The sequence below is a fragment of the Sandaracinaceae bacterium genome, assembly GCA_020633055.1.
In the GTDB taxonomy this organism is placed as follows: domain Bacteria; phylum Myxococcota_A; class Polyangia; order Polyangiales; family Houyiibacteriaceae; genus JADJJE01.
The window spans coordinates 1-20816 of sequence record JACKEJ010000017.1 but is presented as its reverse complement, the minus strand read 5'-3'; the positions used below and the strand labels follow the sequence as shown (position 1 = coordinate 20816).

Sequence of the window (20816 nt, the reverse complement as noted above, 5' to 3'; positions counted from 1 at the left end):
GAGGACTGGGTGACCCCACCGCGGGGACGGCTCAGCGCGCGACACCCATCACGTCGAACATGTCGTAGAGCCCGGGTGGCTTGCCTACGACCCAGGTCGCAGCTCGAACCGCGCCGCGCGCGAAGATGGTGCGGTCGGTCGCGCGGTGGGTGATCTCGATGCGCTCTCCTTCGCCGAACAAGAACAGCGTGTGCTCCCCCACGACGTCCCCGCCGCGCAGCGCGAAAACCCCAAGCTCGTCCAGCGTGCGGGCCCCGACCTGCCCTTCCCGTCCGTAGACGCCCGCCTCGGCGAGCTCGACCCCCTTGGCTTGCGCCACGACTTCTGCCAGTCGGACAGCGGTGCCCGACGGCGCGTCCACCTTGTGGCGATGATGAATCTCGGTGATCTCCGCCTGAAACGCTGGGCCGAGCAGCTCGGTCGCACGCTTCGCGAGGTGAAAGAGCGCGGTCACGCCCTGACTGTAGTTGGGGGCGAACACGACCGGCAGCTCGCGCGCGAGGGCTTGCACGGCGGCCTTCTGCTCGGGACCGAGGCCAGTCGTGCCGAGCACCAGCGGCACACGCGCAGCGCGACACGCCGCCACGACGCTCTCCGTCGCGACCGGTAGGCTGAAGTCGATCACGACGTGGGAACCCTCGAGCGCTGCCGCGAGGTCACTCCCGACCACGACACCACGCGCGGCGCGCCCCGCCAGTACGTGGGCATCCGTGCCGAGGCACTTCGCCTGCGCGTGCTCCACGGCAGCACGCAGCGCCGCGTCCTGGGACTCGTCCAGCACACCAATGATGGCGCGCCCCATGCGCCCTGCGGCGCCGTGCATCGTGACCTGGAGGCTCATGCGGGCGTCGTGTCAGATGGCGCGCGGCGCGTCAACGCCCGCGCGGAGTGCGGTCGCGACGCGCCGTGGTCGTCCAAGAACAGAGCGCCGTCGAGCACGGCGTCACCCGTGGCGAGCGCCCTCGACTCGAGCACCCGGCAGGGACGGCGGCCCAAGGCTTCAGCGGTGCGAGATCGCCGCGTGTCAGCGTGGACGCAGCAGCGCCATCACCTGCACGAAGAACACCTGAAGCTCGCGCGCGCTGTGCACCCGCAGCCAGGGCACGTGGTCCGCACGACCCGCGATCTGAAAGCGCGCCTCGCCGGCCAGCTGCCCGAGGATCTCCGGGGGGCCATTTTGTAGCCCGAGCGCGGGGTCCGGTGTGCTCAGGAGGAGCGCCCCGCGGGGTGCCAGCGCCTCGTGGGCACCCTCCAAGAACGCCAAAGGATCGCTCAGGACGTCCACCAGGTGGAGCGCGACGACTGTCTCTGACGCAGCGGCCCGGAGCGCCAGCTGCTCCGCATCCATGACGGCAGCGACGACCACGTGGGGGTCGCGTCGCGCATGGTCTCGCGCCAGCAGCACGGCGCGGAACGAGCGGTCCGTGATGACCAACCCGTCAGAGCGTGCCGCGAGCGCGGCACTGGAGGCCCCGGCGCCACACCCCACCTCGACGGTGCGCCCGAGCGGTCTTCCGTGCAGACGCAGGAGCTCCGCGAGCGGTGTACGGACCGCGGCGTCCTTCAGAAACCCGTCGAACGCCTCGCTGAAGGACGCGACGGGCGTCTGGTCCCCGGCCTCCTCGTCGCGCGTGAAGTCGTCGTCGAAGAGCCGCTGCGTCACGGCCCCGCGACGTCGCGCCCAGCGCTCGACAGTGGCGACATCGAGGGGGTCGAGCTCCGTGAACTCCACCAGGGCGGCCAAGAGCGCAGCGCGGTGTTCGGCGACGTAGCCCACGGGATCGGCCAGCAGCAAGGGGACCCCTGCTACCACGGGGTACTCGGCACCGCACGACGAGCACGTGGTCTCGTGCTCACCCGCGACGGACGAGAGCCGTCCGGCGCAGGCTGGGCAGCCGAGCAGCGCGACCGCGAGCGCGGCCTCCGCGGTACTGTGGTGAGCTGTCGCCATGGTCGGAGCGGGCAGCCGAGCCCGCCCGTCGCGCGTTCAGCGCTTGCCGATCTCGACGAACGGCACGTCCACGTCGCCCACCCACACCTGCGAGGGACGGTAGATGCGGTTGTCCTCGAGCTGCTCGAGCAGGTGCGCCAGCCAACCCGCGACGCGCGAGATGGCGAACACCGGCGTGAACAGGTCCACGGGGATGCCGAGCTTCTCGTAGACGATGCCGCTGTAGAAGTCGACGTTGGGGTAGATGCCCTTGCGGCCGACCAGCTCTTCCATCTGCTTCTCGAGCTCGACGGCGACGGCGTAGACCGGCGTGTTGCCGTACTCGGCGAAGAGGCGCGTGGCGAGGCCCTGCAGGATGGTGGCGCGCGGGTCCTTCACGCTGTACTCGCGGTGCCCGAAGCCCATGATCTTGTCCTTGCGGGCAAGGCGATCCTCGGCGTAGTTGCGCACCCCCGTGGGCGTGGTGTCCGGGATGGCGCGCAGCACCTCGAGCACCCGCTCGTTCGCGCCACCGTGCAGGCGACCGGCGAGGGCGCCCACGGCGGAGGCAACGACCGCGTACGGATCGGTGAGCGTGGAGCCCACCACACGCGCCGTGAACGTCGAGGCGTTCATCGAGTGCTCCGCGTGGAGGATGAGCGCGACGTCCATGACGCGCGCTGGAAGCTCCTCGGGCTCTTCGCCCTCGAGCATGTAGAGGAAGTTCGCGGCGTGCCCCAAATCCATGCGCGGCTTGATGGGGTCGTCCCCGCGGCGGATGCGGTGCCAAGCCGCCACCACGGTGGGCAGCTTCGCGATGAGGCGGATGACGCTCAGGCGGCGGAACTCCGGGTCCACCACGTGGTCGCCAGGGTAGAACATGCCGAGCGCAGCCACGGCGGCCGTCAACGCGTCCATCGGGTGGCCGCTCTCGGGGAGGGTCTTCAGCACGTCGATGATGCGGAACTTGAGCCGACGCTCGCTCGCAAGCTCGGCGCTGAACTTGTCGAGCTCGGCCTGGGTCGGCAGGTGGCCGTTCACCAGCAGGAACGCGACCTCTTCGTACGTGCAGCGCTCGGCGAGGACCTCGATGGGGTAGCCCCGGTACTGGAGCTTGCCGACTGAGCCATCGATGTAGCCCACCTTGGAGCGTGCTGCGGGCACTCCCGCGAGACCTGGACTGAACTCGGACCTATCCGCCATGTGTCGACCTCTCTCTACGTTGAGCGGTCCATAGCGCGCATGTCCGCACCATGCACGCTAGAACCACCACCGAGTGACCCAGCCGTCATGGAACGTCACCGGGTCCGGATGGCCCCCCAGGCCGCCCGTCAAGCGTACGGCGTATACCACCCAGAGCGCGATCACCAGCCCGACGAGGAGCGCCGTGAACAGTCGCCCTCGAGGCACGAGCCAGTCCGGAGAGACGATCCCGACCCGCACCAAGAGAGGTCGCAGCAGGACCCACCCGAGGACGGGACTCACCACGGGCGCAAGCGGGTGGAAGCGATACACCCCAGCGAAGTCGAGGGAGAGCATCGCCAACGTCGCCCGTGTGAGTCCGCACCCTGGACAGGGTGCCCCGAACGCCACCTTGAAGAAACATGTGGGGAACGGCCCAATCAGGACGATCAGGACGACGCCCACCCCGATCGTGGCGATCGTCCACGCGCTCTTGACACTGGAGCTGTGCGAGCGGTCCGCTGGCGTGGGGGAATAGCTTGGAGCCCGGTCGGGTTGCTGCGTCATGCTCGGCAGCTTCCGCGGCGGCGCGTCAGTTGGCGCAGAAGAGAATGGCGCAGTTTTTACGATGTGCGTCGCGGACCCGGTTGCACAGCTCGGCGAGGTCGCTGTCTACGTCGACCAGGTCACCCCCACAGGCGCGGCCGAGATCGTCATACGAACAGCCACGCAGAGCCACCCAGCGGCCCTTGCACTCCGGGTTGGAGCAGATCTCATCCCACGTCATTCGGTGTGCCATTGACGACTCTCTCCCCCCGGTGACGTCGCGGGCCCTCTGGGGGCGGCCTTCACGACATCGGCCGGGGTTGTCAGGTCACGAGACTTTGCGGTTCCATCCGTCGGAGTAGTGCTGGAGGGGGTGAGCCGTCAAGTTTCCGGCTCACCAGCAAAGCGACCTGGATCCCTGTGGTGGATCGAAACGATGCCGGAGTATTCCCACCGGCCTGCGACGGGTGCAAGGCGATTCTGCCCAGACCCTGAACACCACATCAGGGGCGGCACCAATCGCCGAAGTGCTGGCGGGCGCTGCCCGCCGCGTTGACGCCACGCAGCTGACGGTAGAGCGCCCGCGCCTGATCGCAGCGACCCATCTGAATCAAGATGCCGACCTTCGTTCCGCCGCGCTGGGCGAGCTGGCTCCGCACGGACGCGACGTCGCTGTCGCTGCTTCCGAGCGCACGCTGAGCAGTCCGCAGAGCGGAGATCGCGCGCTCTACGTCGTTCTGCCCCACGGCGGCGCGCGCAGAGGCGAGCGCCGCCTGCCCCGCCGCGCGGTCGCCGCCGGACGACCCCGAACTCGAGCTGCGGCCGGAGCTGCGCCCCGACGTGGTCTCGGGCTCCTCGGGCTCCTCGGCAGGTTCCGGGGTGGGGGTGGCCTCGACGGTGGTGGGTGGAGGCGTCGCCGTCGGCACCTCGGCGGGTGGCGTGGCGGTGGGCGTGGGCGACTGCACCTGGGTGGGAGGCTGTGGCGGGACAGCAGGCGGCTGCGGCGTCGCGGTGGGCACGGCCACTTGCGCACCAGGCGGCGGCGCGACGGGCTGCGGCTGCGCCACCGCCGTCGGGTCGGACGTCTGCGACAGCACCCACACCAGGATGACCGCGCCCGCCCCCCCGACGAACACGACCAGCGCAGCCGCGATGGCGAGCCAGCGGCCCATCCCCCCGCCCTGAGCGGGCTGTGGTCCCGTCTGGTAGAGACCCCCCGTCTGCGTGGGGTCGTAGCCGATGCTCCCGGGCCCGGAGCTCGCGTGCGTGCCAGGCTGGCTCGGATAGAGCGGCTGGTTGCCCGGCTGGCTGTGCATGGGCTGCGGCGTGCCCACGGAGGGGCGCGACACTGGCATCTGCGGCGCCGTGTTCATCGGTGGGTTGGACGCGGACGTCCCCGCCGCGATGCCGGCGCTGGTGGCCATCGTCCACGCAGCCTGCGCGTCCTGGATGCCCGTGAAGTCGTTCAGGAACTCCATCACGGTCGCGTGTCGGTCGTCTCGGTTCTTCGCGAGGGCGCGCATGATGGCGGCCTTCTTGCGCGGCGGGAGCGAGGCGCCGCCAGGGTACGTCTCGATCGGCGTGGGGGGCGCGGTCAGGTGCTTGGTAGCCCACTCCCACGGCGTGCGTGCCTCGAACGGGAGATGACCCGTGAGGATCTCGTAGGTCATGACGCCCAGGGAGTAGATGTCGCTGCGCGCATCCAGCGACTGACCGCTGAACTGCTCCGGGCTCATGTAGGGCGGCGTACCCAGCACCATGCCTTGCTTCGTGAGCTTGGCCTGCGACTCGTCCTCGGCCTCGTTGCGCTTCGCGATGCCGAAGTCCAGCACCTTGACGAAGTCGGTCTGACCCCCACGCTGCGTGAGGAGCACGTTCTCCGGCTTGAGGTCGCGGTGCACGACGCCCATGTTGTGCGCCTCGAAGAGCGACCCGCAGATCTGGATCAGCAGGCGGTCCGCACGGTCGGGCTCGATCGCCCCCCGCTGGAGCGTGTGCGCCAGGTCCTCGCCCTGGATGTACTCCATGACGATGAAGAGGGTCTTGTCCTCGAGCTCGCCGAAGTCGTAGAACTGCACCGTGTTGGGGTGGTGCAGGTCGATCACGGTCTCGCACTCACGATGGAAGCGGGCCACGAGCTGCGGATCGCTGTTCAGCTCGGAGTGCAGCGTCTTGATGGCGACCGACCGCGTGGCGGTGCCCATCTTCTGCTCGGCCAAGTAGACCTTGCCCATGCCGCCCTCGCCGAGCAGCTTCGTGATGCGATAGCGGCCCAAGAGGATGCGTCCGACCAGCGGGTCCACCCCCTCGACGGCCTCCTGCTCCAGCATCGCGCCGCACTGATGACAGAATTTGGCGTCATCGACGTTTTGGTACTCACACCTCGGACAGGGGCTCGCCATTCGTTTCCCAATCTGCGCCTGTGGACGTGACACAGAGGCAAGGAGCCCCCGCGCCAATCCGTAGACCACGAGCATACCCCCAGCCTTGGGTTCGTCCAAGGTCTGCGCCGAGTGATTGTGAGATGACACGCGAGAGGGCATGCTGGCGCGACCCGATGCGGGAGCTGCGCGACATCCACGAGACCGTCTCGGTCACCACGCCCGAGAACGTCACGTTCCAGTTCGAGCTGGCGGGCCCCAGCACCCGCGCGGCGGCGTGGCTCGTCGATCTGGTGGCGATGTCGGTGCTCCTCTCCGTCGTCGGCATCGCCGTGTCGTTCGGCGGACCGGCGCTGGGTGCGGTCGCGGGCGTCATCATGCTCGTCACTTCGTTTGTGGTGCTGTGGTGGTACGGCGCCCTGCTCGAGTGGTGGTTGCGAGGCCAGACCCTTGGGAAGCGGCTCTTCGGGCTGCGCGTCCTGCAGCTGAGCGGCCTCCGGATCACCTTTCCACAGGCGGTCATCCGAAACCTCGTGCGCATGGTGGACTTGCTCCCCGTCGCCTACTTGGTCGGGGGCGCGGCCATGGTGCTCGACCGCCATGGTCGACGGCTGGGGGACCTCGCCGCCGGAACGATCGTCGTCCGAGAGCGTACCCTGCCAGCGCCCGCGACGGTCGTGCCCCCGGCGCTGCGGTACAACACGTTCATGGACGACCCGAACGTGCGACACGCGGTGCGGCGCGTGACGGCACCGGAGCGTGACGCCATGGTCGCCCTCGGGATGCGCCGCGACACGCTGCCGCTGCACGTGCGCCACGACCTGTTCGAGCAGCTGGCGACCCACCTCGAGGTGCGGCTCGGCCTGCCTCGCCCGCCGCAGCTCTCCGCCGAGCGCTACGTGCTCAACATCGCCGCCCTCGTGCTCTCGGGGGCCGGCGCCTGATGGAGGGTTTCGACGTCAACCGCTTCATCACACAGCGGACCCCGGGGTGGCGCAGCCTCGAGGCGCTCGTGCTGGACATGGAGCGCCGCCCTGGCACGCAGTCGCTGGACGACGTGCGACGCTTCGCCAAGCTCTACCGTACCGCGTCGAGCGACCTGCTACTCGCACGCACGGAGCGCGTGGACGCCGCACTCGTGGACTATCTCAACGCGCTCGTCGCGCGCGCCTACGCCGTCGTCTACGCCACGAACGATCGGCGCGACCGGCGCCTGTGGCAATTCTTCGCGCGCGCGTTCCCCATCCTGTTTCGCAGGGAGTGGAAGGTCATCGCCGTGTCAGCGGCCCTGCTCTTCGCGGGCGCCGTGGTCGGAGCGGTGGGCATCGCGCTCGACCCCGGGTCGCGGGCCGTGCTCATCCCGGAGCAGCACCAGGCCTTCTCGCCCGACGAGCGAGTCGGCCGTGACGAGGGACACGTGGCGGGAGCGGGGGAGGCGTCCGTGTTCTCGGCGTTCCTGTTCACCCACAACATCAAGGTCACCTTCTTCGTGTTCGCGTTGGGCGTCACGTTCGGGGTGGGCTCGGCCCTGGTGCTGTTCTACAACGGACTCCCGCTGGGGGCGTTGGCCATGCAGTACCACATGGCGGGCCAGGGGCTGTTTTTCTGGGCATGGATCCTCCCACACGGGATCCCCGAGCTGACCCAGATCTTCATCGCCGGAGGCGCAGGGCTCATGCTGGGACGAGGCATGCTGGTCCCAGGGCGGCGGCGCCGTGGCCAAGCGCTACGCGCGGAAGCCCAGCAGGCCGTCCTGTTGGTAGTCGGCGGCATGCCCATCTTGGTCCTCGCGGGCGTCATCGAAGGCACGATCAGTCAGATCCACGCCCCCACGCTCCCCTACTGGGCCAAGCTCACGTTCGCAGGGGTGGTCGGCGTCGGGCTCTATGCGTACCTGCTCGCCGCAGGTCGCCGAGAGGGTTCGAAGACGCGCTCCTGACGCTCGCCCTGCGCGTCAGCCGCTCGCCAGCTCCACCTGACGCTCGCGGAGCTCGACCAAGAGCGCCAGCGCCGATAGCGCCTCGCGGCCCTCGAGCGTCTGCCCCGCTCGCGCCCGACTGCAGACGTCGCGAAAGCGGACCCAACGGCTGGGCGAGATGCCGAGCAAGGACGCCACGAGCACACCGTGTCGCCCCTGGTCCGGTAGCTCGAGCCGCTCGGCGACATCACGGAGCGTCCGCTGCACGAGTCCGTCCAGCCGAGCCAGCGCCTCGGCGATGCGCCCCTCGGACAGATCGAGCTCGACCAGCCGGACCCCAGCGGCCTCCCCGTCGAAGAGCGGCGCCCAGCTCGGTCCGCCAACGGGGAGCGGCGTGGTGGTGAGCGCTGGCCTGCTCGGGGGTTCCGACACAAGGCGTGGGGGGGCGACCGTCTTGGCGTCTCGGGTGTACGTCACGCGGCTGACGCGATCCTCGCCCGCCCCATACGCTCCGGGTTCCTCCGCGGCGCCATCGATCCGGGTCGCCCCGCCACCCGCCGTCCCCACGCTACCCAGTTCCAGCGGGTCGGCCATGGGCCGCAGCGCGCCGAGAGGGATGACGGGTGCGGCGTCCGGCACCACAGCGACGGAGTCGTCAAGGTCTTCGAAGTCGTAGCGCTCGCTCGTGTCGTACGTCTGGAACGAACGCGGCGGCGGGTCGGTGGGATACCCGCGCTCCTCGTCCGCACGCCACACCTCTGCGCTCGCGCGTCCAATCTCGTGCTCGAGCGCCTCTTCGACCCGGTGGAACTCTGGCTCGACGCGCGGCTTCGGTTCGGCGCCGAGCAGCTGGCGCCCCTCCAGGTCGTCCATCACGGCCTGCACCAGAGCGTCGAGCGCCTGCAGCACGCCCTCGCCGTCTGCTGCACACGTCGGAAACGCGGGCGCCCCATGAGGGTTGAGCGATTCGTCGAGCTCCTCGATGTCCATCACGTGCGGTAGGTCCCGTTTGTTGTACTGCAACACGAGGGGGATCTCGCCGAGGCCGCGGCCATGCGTCTCGAGATTGGCCATCAGGTTCTCGAGGCTCTCGAGGTTGGCGTCGTGGCGCTCTCGCTGCGAGTCCGCCACGAACACAACGCCATCCGCTCCTGTCAGCACGAGCTTGCGGGTCGCGTTGAAGTACACCTGACCGGGGACGGTGAAGAGCTGGAGCCGGACGTGATGCCCCCGGACGCTGGCGGCTCGCAGCGGCAAGAAGTCGAAGTACAGCGTGCGATCCACGGGCGTGGCGAGAGACACGATCTGACCTCGCGTCTCAGCCGGTGACGCCTGGTGGATGCGCTGGAGCGATGTGGTCTTCCCACCGAGCCCGGGCCCGTAGTAGACGAGCTTGACCAGCAGCTCGCGGGTGAGCGGGTTGACCTGCGCCAAGGCTCAGAGCTCGTCGTCGGACGACGATGCGCCTTCCTCTGCGTCTTCGTCCCAGCTGATCTCGCGACCCGTCGCCGTCGCGCGGCTGCCATCACACGTGTCGGGTCCTTGGCGGCGGCGCTTGGTCGCCGTCCAGGGGCCACCGCCTGTGCGATCGTCCCCCATGCCCCACTCACCCTCGATGACGTTGTCTTCGTCTTCGTTGAGGCTCAGGCGGAAGTAGCCACGCCCGTGGACCTCGACGGGGTTGCCGGGCACGTACGTGCGCGACTCCTCCCAGGTGAACCAGAGGATGTCCCCGTCGACCTCACCGCGGATCTGCCCCGAGCGCTCGTTCTTTACGTAGGACCCGATCACGTGGCGCCCCGTGACACAGAGGTGCATGTCACCGTATTGGGGAGAGACCCACGCGCCATGGAACGACCCCCCTTGCGGCATCTGACCGGGGTGGACGCCACGCGCGCCGTTGCCACCACAGGCGGCCAGCGCCGTCACGGACAGCAGCGCGAGGGCGCGCAGCAGCGAAGAACGGGAGCGGAAGGCGGACGGTGCGGGCGAAGGGGTGTGGGAGCGCGACGCAGGGTGCATGAATCGAGAGACCTCCAGGGCCGCGAGGATAGACGAGCCAGACCGAAATGGAAACTGGGTCGGCGTCATCGATCCTCGTCGCACCGTGAGCGTGGGACTATCGGATGTCGGGGATGCCCATCGCGTAGTAGAGGAATTGTTCCCCCCCCAGCAGCCCCATCAGCTCGGCGAGCTCTGGCGCAACGGGACTCAAGAGCCCACGCACCGCGCCGGCGACGCGAGGGAGGCCCGCGCCCGACACCGCCGCGAGGTCGTCCGTGAGGGAAGCGTCCGTGTCGACCAGCAGCCGCCGCAGCGCGCCGTCGCCCACGAGGGGACGCATCTGGAGGACGACCGGCTCGAGCCCTGCTCGCTGCGCGTCTGGCACGTCCGCGCGGCGGCGCACCTCGTCGAACGCCACGTCGAAGCCCCCCAGCCGGTCGACCAGGCCGTGCGTCGCTGCGTCTCGCCCAGACCAGACGCGCCCACGGGCCAGCGGCTCGATGACGTCCACGGAGCGGCCGCGCCCCTCGGCGACGAGCCGCACGAAGTTCGCGTAGAACGCGTCGAGTTCGGTGTCGAGGATGGCGCGTTCGTCGTCGTCGAGCTCCCTGGCCGGGCTGAACATGTCGGCGTGCGGGGCCGAACGGAGCACCTCGGTGTGGACGCCCACCTTGGCGAGCAGATCACGCGCGAGCAGGCGCGCGGAAACCACGCCGATGCTGCCCGTGATGGAGACCGGCTGCGCCACGATCGCATCCGCCGGGGCTGCCACGTAGTATCCCCCGCTCGCCGCAACGTCCTCGAAGTAAGCGACCACCGGCTTCGCCTGCTTGAGCCGGACGACCTCTCGGTGGATGCGGTCGGACGCGAGCGCCGATCCGCCCGGCGAGTTCACGAGCAGCACCACCCCGACGCACCCGTCGTCCTCGCGCGCAGCGCGCAGCGCCCAGAACGTCTGGCGGATCCCGCGGGGGTCCTCGTCGTTGTCACGGATGGCCCCCTGGACGCGCACGACGCCGACGTAGGGGCGGTCACGCAGGCGGTAGAAGAACTCGTGCTCCGCCCGCGCGAGGAACGTCCCTGCGCCGTGCAGCGCCACCTCTGGTTCCGCAGGGGCCAACGACCGGCGCTTCGGTGGCCCCTTCCCCCACCGCGGCGCCTTGGGCGCCGCCTTGCGGGGGTGGCTCGGGAAGAGCCGCGCGAGCGTCTCGCCGAGCTGGTCTTCGTAGGCGAACGCGTCGCAGACGCCGGCCGCGATGGCGGCCTCGCCACGCAGAAAGCCAGCCGCGAAGACGGCGTCGACGCGCTCCGGGGTCATCGCGGGCCGCGCGGCGAGGGCGTCCACCAACTCGCCGTGGAGCGTTGTGAGCAACGCGCCGAGTTGTTCACGCTGGGGCTCGCTCATCGCGTCGCGGGCGGCGGTCTCCGCGGCGGTCTTGAACTCCTTGCGCGCGAAGGGCTCGACGCTCACCCCCAGCTTGCCGAGCATGGTCTTGATGTAGCGGCTCTCCATGGAGAGCCCGAGGGCCATGAACGTCGCCTCGGGTCCGAGGATGATCTTCGATGCTCCAGCGGCGACGTAGAGCTCCAGGTTGCCCCCACCACGGGGCAGGTACACGACCACCTCCTTGCCTGCGTCCCGGAGCGTGCGGAACGCGTCGCGCACCCCTCTCGCACGGGACCAGCCAGTGGCCAGCGGCGGCAGCTCGACCAGCACGCCGAGCACGTGGGGGTCGTTGCTGGCGGCCTGGGCGAGACGGCGGAGCGCCGACAACGCCGTGGGTTGTCGCTGCGCGAGCTCGGGCACGAAGCGCGCGAGGCTCGGCAAGGCGCTCTGGAACTCGGTCAGCCGCGGTCGCAGCTCGAGGTGCAGCCACCCCACCTGCGGCGTGCGGCGCCTCGCCAGGGCGTACACCGGGTAGAGAGGGGCCTTGAGCACGTTGGCGACGGCGCGGATGGGGGTGGTCAGCAAGACGGGCTTCCTCACAGTTGGAAGGCGGCACCATGCGCACCCCCCGGGGCAGTGACAAGTCGGGAGGGGTCCGAGACCCCGCGCCCGCGACGCCCCCCGGCCCAGCACACACGTCGCGTGGCGTCGGAGCGCGTCGCATCCCGTCGCAGGGCCGCGCCGGAGCGCCCCGTCCCGCGCGCCGTGAGAGGCCGGGGATCGGGTGCCTTCGGGTGCTTGGGGCTTTACCGAGTGGGGGGGCATCTGGTAGTACCTGGGCTCCGCGCCCCCCGTGAGCGCCTCACCAAGAGCGTCCCTCGGGGCCGGCGGAGTCAGTACCGATGCAGCGCACCCAACTCGAGCTACGGATCGCCAGGAGGAGTTCATGACGAACCCGCAGATGGTGATGTACGAGGAGGAGTTCAATCAGATCCAGACGATCGTCGATCGCCTGGTTCGTGAGGCGAACGCCCAAGTCGTATTCATCATCGACAAGAACGGCCAACTCATCGCCAACGCCGGCGAGACCGAACAACTGGACACGACCTCGCTCGCGTCCCTCACCGCCGGCAACATCGCCGCCACGGGCGGCATTGCCAAGTTGCTGCGCGAGAACGAGTTCAGCACCCAGTTCCACGAGGGTGAGAAGAGCAACATCCACATCCAGTTGGTCGGCAACCGGGTGATCTTGGTGGTGATCTTCGACAACAAGACCAGCCTGGGCTTGGTGAGGCTGCGCGTGAAGAAGGCCAGCGAGCAGCTCAACCTCATCTTCGAGGCGCTGCTCCAGAAGGTGCAGGATCCCAATCAGGAGACTCCCTTCGCCGAGATCACCGATGACGACATCGACAACCTGTTCAACGATTAGGAGCTGATCGTGTCGTTCATCAACTACATCAACCGCGAGATCAACTGCAAGATCGTCTTCTACGGACCGGGCTTGTGCGGCAAGACCACCAACCTGCAGCACATCTATCAAAAGACGAACCCGGAGGCGAAGGGGAAGATGATCTCCCTGGCCACCGAGACCGAACGAACCCTGTTCTTCGACTTCCTGCCGCTGGCCCTGGGTGAGATCCGCGGCTTCAAGACGCGCTTCCACCTGTACACGGTCCCAGGGCAGGTGTTCTACGACGCAAGCCGCAAGCTCATCCTCAAGGGTGTGGACGGAATCGTGTTCGTCGCGGACTCCCAGATCGCCCGCATGGAAGCGAACATCGAGTCCATGGAGAACCTCCGCACCAACCTCGCGGAGCAGGGCTACAGCTTGGACAAGCTCCCGTACGTCATCCAGTACAACAAGCGCGACATGCCCAGCATCGCGTCCGTCGAGGAGCTGCAGGAGCTGCTCAACCCCAACAACGTGCCGTACTACGAAGCCTGCGCCGCAACTGGCGAGGGCGTGTTCGACACGCTGAAGGGCGTGGCACGCCTGGTGCTCGGAGAGCTCAAGCGGGGCGGCGCGGGCGCCTGAAGCGCGCCGTTGCTCGTCACGCCATCCAGCACGGGGCCGCGCTTCGCTGGGTGGCGTGTTCGTCGTCCGTCTCGGTAGGCCGGAGAGGGGTGCTTGGCGGCCCTCGGGCGCCGCAGCTCAAGGGCGCGTGAGCGCAGCCGCGAAGCCTCGCAACCCCGGTGTGAGTTCCCCGCTCCGACTCACCGCCTGCCGCTCCTTGAGGGTGAGCAGCGGCACCACCCGAACCGCCACCTCCCCGGGGCACCACGGGTTCTGGACCAACGCCAAGCGCACGGCGTGTCGCGGGGACCAGCGGGAGGAGCGCCACACCTCACGCAACACGGCAGGTCGTACGGGGCGCTGCGCGGCCAAGCGGACCACCTGGGCTTCCACCAGGACCGGGTTGCCGAGCAAGATGGCCACCACTGCGGGGTCCGGGTCGCGCAGGACCCGCGCGATGACGTCGGGCTGACGCCCGCGCGCGACGGCCTTCCGCTCCCCCAGCGTCAGGGGGCGGCCCACGCCGAAGTCCGGCACACGCGGGATCGGCTCGTCGGGGGCAGGCTCGACGCGTGGCACGAGATATGTCGCCGCCAGCGGGACGCGCCCGTGCGCTTCGAGGGCAGCCCGCGCGCGCAAGGCATCCCACTCGGGCGCCTCGAGTGCCGCCCCAAGCGCCGCGAGCACGTCGTGACCGTCGGCGCGCGCCGAGACCACGGCGTGCAGCGCGTCGGCGACCAGCGCCACGAGCCCCTGCGCCGAGATCCCTTGAAGCGTCAGTCGCGCGGCGCCGGCACGCAGCCCGACGTCGGAGACCCCGCTCAGGCGTCGGGCCAGGGCTTCGAACTCGCTCTGGTCGTGAGCGGCGGACTGACGCATCATGGGGAGAGTGAACAACCCCCGTGCTTCGCGCCAGCTTGACGCGGTGCGTCGCTGCGAGCTATTTGCACATTCCCCCTCGCGTTGTAGCCGCCCATGGTGAAGTCAGGATGCCCGGAATGAACGAGATCGCCGCTAGCCCCCGGGTGATCAAGCGCTACGCGAACCGGAAGCTCTACGACACGCTCGAGAGCCGCTACGTCACGCTGCAGGACATCGCCGAGTTCGTTCGTGTGGGGCAGAACGTTCAGATCATCGACAACAAGTCGAAAGAAGACCTCACGCGGGTGACGCTGGCCCAGATCATCTACGAAGAGGAGCGCAATGGCGACGAGCGGCGCACCCTGACGAGCCTGCGGTCCTTTGTGCAAGAGGGACGCGATCGGATCGTCAACACCTTCATGGACGGCCCCATGGGCAAGCTGGTGCGACGCGACGAAGATGAGCCGACGCGCCCGAGCGAACCTCCGCCCGCGAAGCCGGTCCCCGTGCCTCCCGCTGGCGAGCGCCTCGACCGCAAGCTGATGGCCAACTCGAAGGAGGCCCTCGACGAGCTACAGCGGAAGGCAGACGACCGCGTGAAGTCCATCGTGCAGAGCGCCATGGGCACCGTGCAGCAGCTGCAGACCGAGGTGCGGAGACTGCAGTCCCGCATCGAAGAGCTGGAGGATCGCCTCGTGTCGGTGACGCGCCGCAGCAAGGATGGCGAGGGGGGGCGGCCCGCCCACGAGGACGACGACCTCGACCCGGACGCGGACAGCGAGTCCTGAGTCGGTCCGGTTTGCCCAGAATCGTCCACGTCTGGCATGCTGGGGCGAATAGAAGTGACCGAGCGGCGTTTCTACTGAGCCATGGGCATTTTCTCCAAGAAATCCAACAACAAGGCTTCCCAGAAGCTGCGCGCCGAGTTCGAGCGTGAGGCCATGCCCCACCTCGACACCCTCTACGGTGCGGCGCTGCGTCTGACGCGCTCTCCGTCGGAGGCCGAGGATCTCGTGCAGGACACGCTCCTGAAGGCGTTCCGCTTCTACGACCGCTTCGAAGCGGGGACGAACCTCAAGGCGTGGCTGCTGAAGATCATGACCAACACGTTCATCAACCGCTACCGGCGCGTCGTGCGCGAGCGGGCGGTGTTCGACGGCGAGATGGCGCGCCCGGTCGGCGAGGCGACGATGAGCCGCGCCACCATGCGTCGCCTGCGTAGCCCGGTGGACGACGTCGAGCGCAAGATGCTCGCGGACGAGATCGAGGCAGCGTTGGTGCGCCTCCCGGCAGAACACCGCGTGATGATCGAGCTGGCGGACATCCAGGAGCTCTCGTACCGGGAGATCGCGGACATCGTCGGCTGCCCGATCGGCACGGTGATGTCGCGGCTGCACCGAGCCCGCAAGACCATGCAGGGAGAGCTCATGGAGCAGGCGCTGGCCCTCGGCATCGTGCAGCCCGAGGTGGCCAACGACGCCGCGGACGCCCCAATCTCTTTGGCGGAGTTCCGCGAGCGGCAGGTCGCCCGTGTCGCGCATGGCCCCCTGCTCGCCGCGGCGGGCGGGAGCACCACCAACAGCGCTCGAAAGGACGCGAACCCGACATGAAGTGCGAGTTGGTCCAGCGGCACATGGGAGCGCTCGTCGACGGCGAGCTCGACCCCGCGACGCAGATCGAATTCGAGCGGCACGTGGACGCGTGCGCAGACTGTCAGGAGCTGGTCGAGCTCGACCGCCTCATCCGCCACGAGCTGCGCGCCCGAGCCGAGGCGACGGTGACACCGAGCAGCCTCGAGGAGCGCGTGCGGTTGGCGCTACAGCAAGCCCCGGCGCAACGCCGCGCGCCGTTCGTCACGGTCTCGCCGGTGCCCCTCAAGCAAGCAGTCCCGATGATGGCTGCAGCGGCGGCGCTGTTCGTGGTGGTGGGTGGCACGGGCGTCACGGACGACGCCAACGTGGCCTCCGCGAGCATGCTGGAGGATGTGGTGCAGCTGCACTCCAGCGAGTTGCCGTCGGACGTGCGAGACGCCGAGCCCACGCAAGTGTCGCGGTACTTCCGCGGGCGTGTCGCCTTTCCGGTGCGCCCTGCCCGCTTCGACCGTCAGGACGCTCGCTTGGTCGGCGCGCGGCTCTCCACGGTTCGCGCCGAGCGCGCCGCGGCGCTGTATTACGAAGTCCAGGGTCGCCGCGTGACGGTGGTGGTCTTCCCGTCCAGCGCGGGTCCCATCGAGGCCGCGCCAGTCCGGCTCGGCGACCGCGATCTGTTCTACGGCAGCGCGCGCGGGTATGCGGTACCGGTACGGCAGCTGGACGGCCTGACCTACGCCTTCACGGGCGACCTCGACCGCGAGTCGCTCATGCGTCTGGCCGCGTCCGCGCAAGTGTCCCCCTGAACGGCCTCGACCGGCCTACCCCCAGAGCCCGGGCCCGCGCGGTGGACTCGGGCTCTCGTGTTCCGTCGGCGCCAAACTCCGCGCATTTCTCAGTGCGCCCATCCTGCTACCCTGAGTCCATGGCCAAGCCCTTCGAAGATGACGGCGACGTCGTAGTCGAGACGCGCACCCGCGAGAAGACCAAGCGTCCCCGCATGTACCGGGTGCTCATGCACAACGACGACTTCACCACGCGTGACTTCGTCGTTTTCGTGCTCATGGGTGTGTTCCGACACACCGAAGCCAGCGCGACGCGCGTCATGTTGCACGTCCACCACAACGGCGTCGGTGTCGCCGGGGTCTTTACGCGAGAGGTCGCGGAGACCAAGATCGACACGGTAGAGAAACTTGCGGCTGAGCACGAGTTCCCCCTGCGGCTGACGATGGAGCCGGAGGAGGAGCCCAAGGACACGGACGACTGATGGCTGGACCAAGCATCGCGAAAGACCTGCAGAACACCCTCCGCGAGGCGTTCGCGACGGCGGAACGCATGCGCCACGAGTACGTGACGCTGGAGCACCTGCTCCTGGCGCTCCTCGACGACCGCACCGCCGGCAAGGCCATCAGCGACTGCGGCGGGAACCGGGCGCGCATGCGGGCACGGCTGAACGAGTTCTTGGAGGAGACGCAGACCCCCCTGCCCCCTGGGGCCACCTTCGAGGCCCAGCAGACGCTGTCGCTGGACCGCGTCATCCAGCGCGCCGCCATCCACGCCCTCTCGTCCCAGATGGACACCATCGACGGGGCGCACGTGCTCATCCAGTTCTTCAAGGAAGAGGACTCGCACGCCCTCTTCGTGCTGCAGCAAGAAGGGCTCACGGCGCTCACGCTCAAGCAGTACGTCTCGCACGGCGGCAGCAACGACAAGATCATCCGCCGCCGCGGCGACCGCGCGTTCGACGACGACGGGCAGGACGAGCTCGAGGACGGCGAGGGGCAGAGCGCCACGGACCCGCTCGAGGCCTACACCACCGACCTCAACGCCGAGGCCGAGGCCGGGCGCATCGATCCGCTCATCGGGCGCGCCGTGGAGCTGGAGCGCATGCAGCAGGTGCTCTGTCGGCGACGCAAGAACAACCCCGTGCTGGTGGGCGAGCCGGGCGTGGGCAAGACCGCCATCGCGGAAGGCCTTGCGCTGCGCATCCATGCGGGTGAGGTGCCCGACGTGCTCGCCAAGGCGCGCATCTTCAGCCTGGACATGGGCGCCCTCGTGGCGGGCACGAAGTTCCGCGGGCAGTTCGAGGAGCGCCTGAAGGGCGTGGTGAAGCGCCTGCGCGAGATCCCGGGTGCCATCCTGTACATCGACGAGCTGCACATGATCGTGGGCGCGGGGGCCACCACCGGCAGCAGCATGGACGCTGGCAACATCCTCAAACCCGCGCTGGCCGACGGGACGCTGCGCTGCATCGGGTCCACCACCTATCAGGACTACAAGCACCTCGAGCGCGACCGCGCGCTGGCCCGCCGCTTCCAGAAGATCGACGTCCCCGAGGCCACCGTCGAAGACACCATCCAGGTGCTGAAGGGCCTGCGCCCGTCCTACGAGGCGCACCACGACGTGACCTATACCGACGACGCGCTGGACGCGGCCGCGCGCCTCTCGTCCAAGCACATCGCCGAGCGCTTCCTGCCGGACAAGGCCATCGATCTCATCGACGAGGCCGGCGCGTTCGACCGCTTGTTGGGGGACGCGCGCCTGAAGAAGATCGACGTGCCCCAGGTGGAGCGCGTGGTCAGCAAGATCGCCCGCGTGCCCATCGAGTCGGTCACCGCCGTGGAGCGCGAGCAGCTGCGCGGCCTGGCCCCCGCGCTGGAGCGCGTGATCTTCGGGCAAGACGAGGCCATCGAGACCATCACCACGGCCATCACCCTGGCCCGCGCCGGGCTGCGCGCCGACGAGAAGCCGGTGGGCTCGTTCCTGTTCGCGGGCCCCACGGGCGTGGGCAAGACGGAGCTGGCCAAGCAGCTGGCCAAGGCCATGGGCGTGCAGTTCATCCGCTTCGACATGAGCGAGTACAGCGAGCGCCACACGGTCTCGCGTCTGATCGGCGCACCGCCGGGCTACGTGGGCTTCGACCAGGGCGGCCTGCTGACGGACGCCATCCGCAAGCACCCGCACAGCGTCGTGGTGCTCGACGAGATCGAGAAGGCCCACCCCGAGTTGTTCAACATCCTGCTGCAGGTGATGGACCGCGCGACGCTGACCGACAACAACGGGCGCGAAGCGGACTTCCGCAACGCCGTGCTGATCATGACCACCAACGCGGGCGCCTTCGAAGCCTCCGCCAAGGTGCTGGGCTTCGGTGGTGAGGCGGCGGAGCGCAGCCTGGGCGAGTCGCGCGCCAAGGCCGCCATGGAGCGCACGTTCACGCCGGAGTTCCGCAACCGCCTGGACGCCGTGGTGTACTTCCACGGGCTGTCGCGCGAGGTCATCCGGCGCGTGGTGGACAAGGAGGTGGCGCTGCTGGCCGGCATGCTGGAGGACAAGCAGGTCACGCTCACGCTCACGGACGAGGCGCTCACGTGGTTGGCCGAGCACGGCTACGACGCGACGATGGGCGCGCGGCCCATGGCCCGCCTGGTCGAGAACAAGCTCAAGAAGCCCATCGCGAAGGCGCTGGTGTACGGCGACCTGCCCGAGGGCGGCCACGTACGCGTGGTGGTGACGGACGACGACATCGCGCTGACGTTCGAGGCGGCACCGCCGGCCGGCACTCCCGGCGGGGACGGTGTCGGGGGCGCAGGCGCTGGCGCTGGAAGCGCGCTGGGGACGCCCAGCGGGGCCGTCGAGGCGTGACCGGCGACGAGCAGCGGGAGGTCGAGCGCGTGCTGCGAGACAGCGCGGAGGATCGACGCCTGTCGCGCGAGGAGCGGACCGACCTGGGGGCGCTCTTCGCGCGGGTGGTGACGTCCGCCGAGGACGCCGCCTTCGTGCGCAACCGAGCCTTCGACGTGGCGCGCGCTGGCGATCTGGCGAACGACGGCCACGCGTTGCTCAAGTGGCTCGAGGACGTGCTCAAGGTCGTGCCGGCCCACGCCCCCAGCAGCGCTCCCCACGGCGCTGCCAGCGAGGCGCACTTCAGCCCTGGGGAGGCTTGTCGGGAACGCATCCGGTCGCTCCTGGACGCGGCGCGTCAGTCGGCCGACATCTGCGTCTTCACCATCACCGACGACCACATCAGCGAGCGCATCCTGGCTGCGCACCGTCGGGGCGTGTCCGTGCGGGTCATCACGGACAACGACAAGGCGCTGGACGAGGGCTCGGACGCGCGGGCGCTGGAGCGGAGCGGCGTGGCCTTGCGCGTGGACCGCTCCGAGCACCACATGCACCACAAGTACGCCCTGTTCGACGGGCAGGTGCTGGTCACGGGCAGCTACAACTGGACCCGCAGCGCGGCGCTCTACAACCGCGAGAACGTCGTGGTCACGCGCGAGACGCGGCTCGTCGAGTCCTTTCAGCGGGACTTCGACGCGCTCTGGGGAGACCTCGGGCGATGGTCTACCTCCTGAGCGACGCGCTCGCGTTCCCGCCGCCGGAGCGCGCGTCCCCCGAGGGGCTGGTGGCCATCGGAGGGGACACCGCGCCCCAGCGGCTCTTGCTGGCGTACAGCCAGGGCATCTTCCCGTGGCCCGTGGAGGGGCAGCCCCTCCTGTGGTTCAGCCCGGACCCCCGCTTCGTGCTGCGGCCCCAGGACGCGATCGTTGGACGCACGCTGCGCAAGCAGGTGCTGAGGGCGCGCTACACCATCCGGGCGGACACGCGCTTCGAAGCCGTGATGCAGGCGTGCGCCACAGTCCGGCGCCCCGGGCAGCACGGAACGTGGATCACCGACGAGCTGCTGGACGGGTACACGCGCCTGCACCGGCTCGGGTTTGCGCACAGCATCGAGGCATACGAAGGCGAGGAGCTGGTGGGCGGCCTGTACGGGGTCAGCCTGGGGCGCGCGTTCTTCGGTGAGTCCATGTTCGCGCTGCGGCCCGACGCGTCGAAGGTGGCGTTCGTGACCGCGCTCGCGCACTTCGTGCGCTGGGGCATCGAGCTGGTGGACTGCCAGGTGCCGACCGCGCACCTGGCCAGCTTCGGTGCGGTCGAGTGGCCGCGTGCGCGCTTCCTCGCGGTGCTGCGCGAGGCGGTGGCGCACCCCACACGCATGGGCGC

Annotated in this window: 20 protein-coding genes; 11 read left to right on the top strand and 9 right to left on the bottom strand. The window is 69.2% G+C overall.

All coding sequences use genetic code 11. The annotated features are described in order from the left end of the window. Positions 1 to 31: 31 nt before the first annotated feature. The 5 genes from H6726_31630 to H6726_31610 form a co-directional block, all read right to left on the bottom strand. On the bottom strand, positions 32 to 841 hold the full coding sequence (locus tag H6726_31630) for a 4-hydroxy-tetrahydrodipicolinate reductase (protein ID MCB9662236.1): 810 nt from the start codon (positions 839 to 841) through the stop codon (positions 32 to 34). A gap of 183 nt (positions 842 to 1024) precedes the next feature. Next, positions 1025 to 1951, bottom strand: coding sequence for a methyltransferase domain-containing protein (locus H6726_31625; GenBank protein MCB9662235.1), 927 nt, complete (start codon positions 1949 to 1951; stop codon positions 1025 to 1027). A 36-nt stretch (positions 1952 to 1987) separates the two neighbouring features. After that, positions 1988 to 3133, bottom strand: a complete 1146-nt coding sequence (locus H6726_31620; GenBank protein ID MCB9662234.1) for a citrate synthase — start codon at positions 3131 to 3133, stop codon at positions 1988 to 1990. A 57-nt stretch (positions 3134 to 3190) separates the two neighbouring features. Then, positions 3191 to 3679, bottom strand: a complete 489-nt coding sequence (locus H6726_31615) for a DUF2752 domain-containing protein (GenBank protein ID MCB9662233.1) — start codon at positions 3677 to 3679, stop codon at positions 3191 to 3193. A gap of 482 nt (positions 3680 to 4161) precedes the next feature. Beyond that, the gene (locus H6726_31610; protein MCB9662232.1) at positions 4162 to 6060 is read right to left on the bottom strand and encodes a protein kinase; all 1899 of its coding nucleotides are present in this window, start codon (positions 6058 to 6060) and stop codon (positions 4162 to 4164) included. Between the two features lie 155 nt (positions 6061 to 6215). Between H6726_31610 and H6726_31605 the strand changes: the two genes are divergently transcribed. Continuing rightward, positions 6216 to 6983, top strand: coding sequence for an RDD family protein (locus tag H6726_31605; protein ID MCB9662231.1), 768 nt, complete (start codon positions 6216 to 6218; stop codon positions 6981 to 6983). Next, positions 6983 to 7978, top strand: a complete 996-nt coding sequence (locus tag H6726_31600; GenBank protein ID MCB9662230.1) for a stage II sporulation protein M — start codon at positions 6983 to 6985, stop codon at positions 7976 to 7978. The genes H6726_31605 and H6726_31600 overlap by 1 nt, the downstream gene beginning before the upstream one ends. Before the next feature lie 15 nt (positions 7979 to 7993). On the opposite strand, the gene H6726_31595 is transcribed toward H6726_31600, so the two are convergent. From H6726_31595 to sppA, 3 genes are all read right to left on the bottom strand, one after another. Beyond that, the gene (locus H6726_31595) at positions 7994 to 9391 is read right to left on the bottom strand and encodes a gliding motility protein (protein ID MCB9662229.1); all 1398 of its coding nucleotides are present in this window, start codon (positions 9389 to 9391) and stop codon (positions 7994 to 7996) included. Between the two features lie 3 nt (positions 9392 to 9394). Continuing rightward, complete coding sequence (locus H6726_31590) at positions 9395 to 9979, bottom strand: hypothetical protein (GenBank protein MCB9662228.1); 585 nt, start codon at positions 9977 to 9979, stop codon at positions 9395 to 9397. 97 nt (positions 9980 to 10076) lie between these two features. Beyond that, the gene (gene sppA / locus H6726_31585; GenBank protein MCB9662227.1) at positions 10077 to 11933 is read right to left on the bottom strand and encodes a signal peptide peptidase SppA; all 1857 of its coding nucleotides are present in this window, start codon (positions 11931 to 11933) and stop codon (positions 10077 to 10079) included. 361 nt (positions 11934 to 12294) lie between these two features. On the opposite strand from sppA, the gene H6726_31580 reads away from it, so the two are divergent. Both H6726_31580 and H6726_31575 read left to right on the top strand, forming a co-directional pair. Further along, entirely contained in the window at positions 12295 to 12777 is a 483-nt protein-coding gene (locus H6726_31580; protein MCB9662226.1) for a roadblock/LC7 domain-containing protein, read from the top strand. 9 nt (positions 12778 to 12786) lie between these two features. After that, positions 12787 to 13383, top strand: coding sequence for a GTPase domain-containing protein (locus H6726_31575; GenBank protein ID MCB9662225.1), 597 nt, complete (start codon positions 12787 to 12789; stop codon positions 13381 to 13383). Between the two features lie 117 nt (positions 13384 to 13500). On the opposite strand, the gene H6726_31570 is transcribed toward H6726_31575, so the two are convergent. Next, positions 13501 to 14244, bottom strand: a complete 744-nt coding sequence (locus H6726_31570; GenBank protein ID MCB9662224.1) for a hypothetical protein — start codon at positions 14242 to 14244, stop codon at positions 13501 to 13503. A gap of 116 nt (positions 14245 to 14360) precedes the next feature. Here H6726_31570 and H6726_31565 point away from each other — a divergent pair, with 116 nt between their 5' ends. The 7 genes from H6726_31565 to H6726_31535 form a co-directional block, all read left to right on the top strand. Next, positions 14361 to 15011, top strand: coding sequence for a polyhydroxyalkanoate synthesis regulator DNA-binding domain-containing protein (locus H6726_31565; GenBank protein MCB9662223.1), 651 nt, complete (start codon positions 14361 to 14363; stop codon positions 15009 to 15011). An 81-nt stretch (positions 15012 to 15092) separates the two neighbouring features. Further along, positions 15093 to 15833, top strand: coding sequence for a sigma-70 family RNA polymerase sigma factor (locus H6726_31560; GenBank protein MCB9662222.1), 741 nt, complete (start codon positions 15093 to 15095; stop codon positions 15831 to 15833). Beyond that, entirely contained in the window at positions 15830 to 16618 is a 789-nt protein-coding gene (locus tag H6726_31555; protein MCB9662221.1) for a zf-HC2 domain-containing protein, read from the top strand. Before H6726_31560 ends, H6726_31555 begins: the two co-directional genes overlap by 4 nt. Positions 16619 to 16737: 119 nt before the next feature. After that, a complete protein-coding gene (locus H6726_31550; GenBank protein MCB9662220.1) occupies positions 16738 to 17079 on the top strand; it encodes an ATP-dependent Clp protease adaptor ClpS in 342 nt (113 codons plus the stop codon). Next, a complete protein-coding gene (gene clpA, locus H6726_31545; GenBank protein MCB9662219.1) occupies positions 17079 to 19454 on the top strand; it encodes an ATP-dependent Clp protease ATP-binding subunit ClpA in 2376 nt (791 codons plus the stop codon). Before H6726_31550 ends, clpA begins: the two co-directional genes overlap by 1 nt. Next, positions 19451 to 20167 carry a DUF1669 domain-containing protein gene (locus H6726_31540; GenBank protein MCB9662218.1) on the top strand — a complete coding sequence of 239 codons (717 nt, stop codon included), beginning with the start codon at positions 19451 to 19453 and terminating at the stop codon, positions 20165 to 20167. Before clpA ends, H6726_31540 begins: the two co-directional genes overlap by 4 nt. Then, positions 20152 to 20816: leucyl/phenylalanyl-tRNA--protein transferase (locus tag H6726_31535; protein MCB9662217.1), on the top strand; the 665-nt coding region annotated here is incomplete at its 3' end. The genes H6726_31540 and H6726_31535, both read left to right, overlap by 16 nt.

Coding starts and splice junctions, on each gene's coding strand:
- H6726_31565 (MCB9662223.1), top strand. CDS start 14,361: ATGAACGAGATCGCCGCTAGCCCCCGGGTGATCAAGCGCTACGCGAAC.
- clpA (MCB9662219.1), top strand. CDS start 17,079: ATGGCTGGACCAAGCATCGCGAAAGACCTGCAGAACACCCTCCGCGAG.
- H6726_31555 (MCB9662221.1), top strand. CDS start 15,830: ATGAAGTGCGAGTTGGTCCAGCGGCACATGGGAGCGCTCGTCGACGGC.
- H6726_31550 (MCB9662220.1), top strand. CDS start 16,738: ATGGCCAAGCCCTTCGAAGATGACGGCGACGTCGTAGTCGAGACGCGC.
- H6726_31630 (MCB9662236.1), bottom strand. CDS start 841: ATGAGCCTCCAGGTCACGATGCACGGCGCCGCAGGGCGCATGGGGCGC.
- H6726_31605 (MCB9662231.1), top strand. CDS start 6,216: ATGCGGGAGCTGCGCGACATCCACGAGACCGTCTCGGTCACCACGCCC.
- H6726_31590 (MCB9662228.1), bottom strand. CDS start 9,979: ATGCACCCTGCGTCGCGCTCCCACACCCCTTCGCCCGCACCGTCCGCC.
- H6726_31560 (MCB9662222.1), top strand. CDS start 15,093: ATGGGCATTTTCTCCAAGAAATCCAACAACAAGGCTTCCCAGAAGCTG.
- H6726_31610 (MCB9662232.1), bottom strand. CDS start 6,060: ATGGCGAGCCCCTGTCCGAGGTGTGAGTACCAAAACGTCGATGACGCC.
- H6726_31615 (MCB9662233.1), bottom strand. CDS start 3,679: ATGACGCAGCAACCCGACCGGGCTCCAAGCTATTCCCCCACGCCAGCG.
- H6726_31600 (MCB9662230.1), top strand. CDS start 6,983: ATGGAGGGTTTCGACGTCAACCGCTTCATCACACAGCGGACCCCGGGG.
- H6726_31620 (MCB9662234.1), bottom strand. CDS start 3,133: ATGGCGGATAGGTCCGAGTTCAGTCCAGGTCTCGCGGGAGTGCCCGCA.
- H6726_31580 (MCB9662226.1), top strand. CDS start 12,295: ATGACGAACCCGCAGATGGTGATGTACGAGGAGGAGTTCAATCAGATC.
- H6726_31570 (MCB9662224.1), bottom strand. CDS start 14,244: ATGATGCGTCAGTCCGCCGCTCACGACCAGAGCGAGTTCGAAGCCCTG.
- H6726_31625 (MCB9662235.1), bottom strand. CDS start 1,951: ATGGCGACAGCTCACCACAGTACCGCGGAGGCCGCGCTCGCGGTCGCG.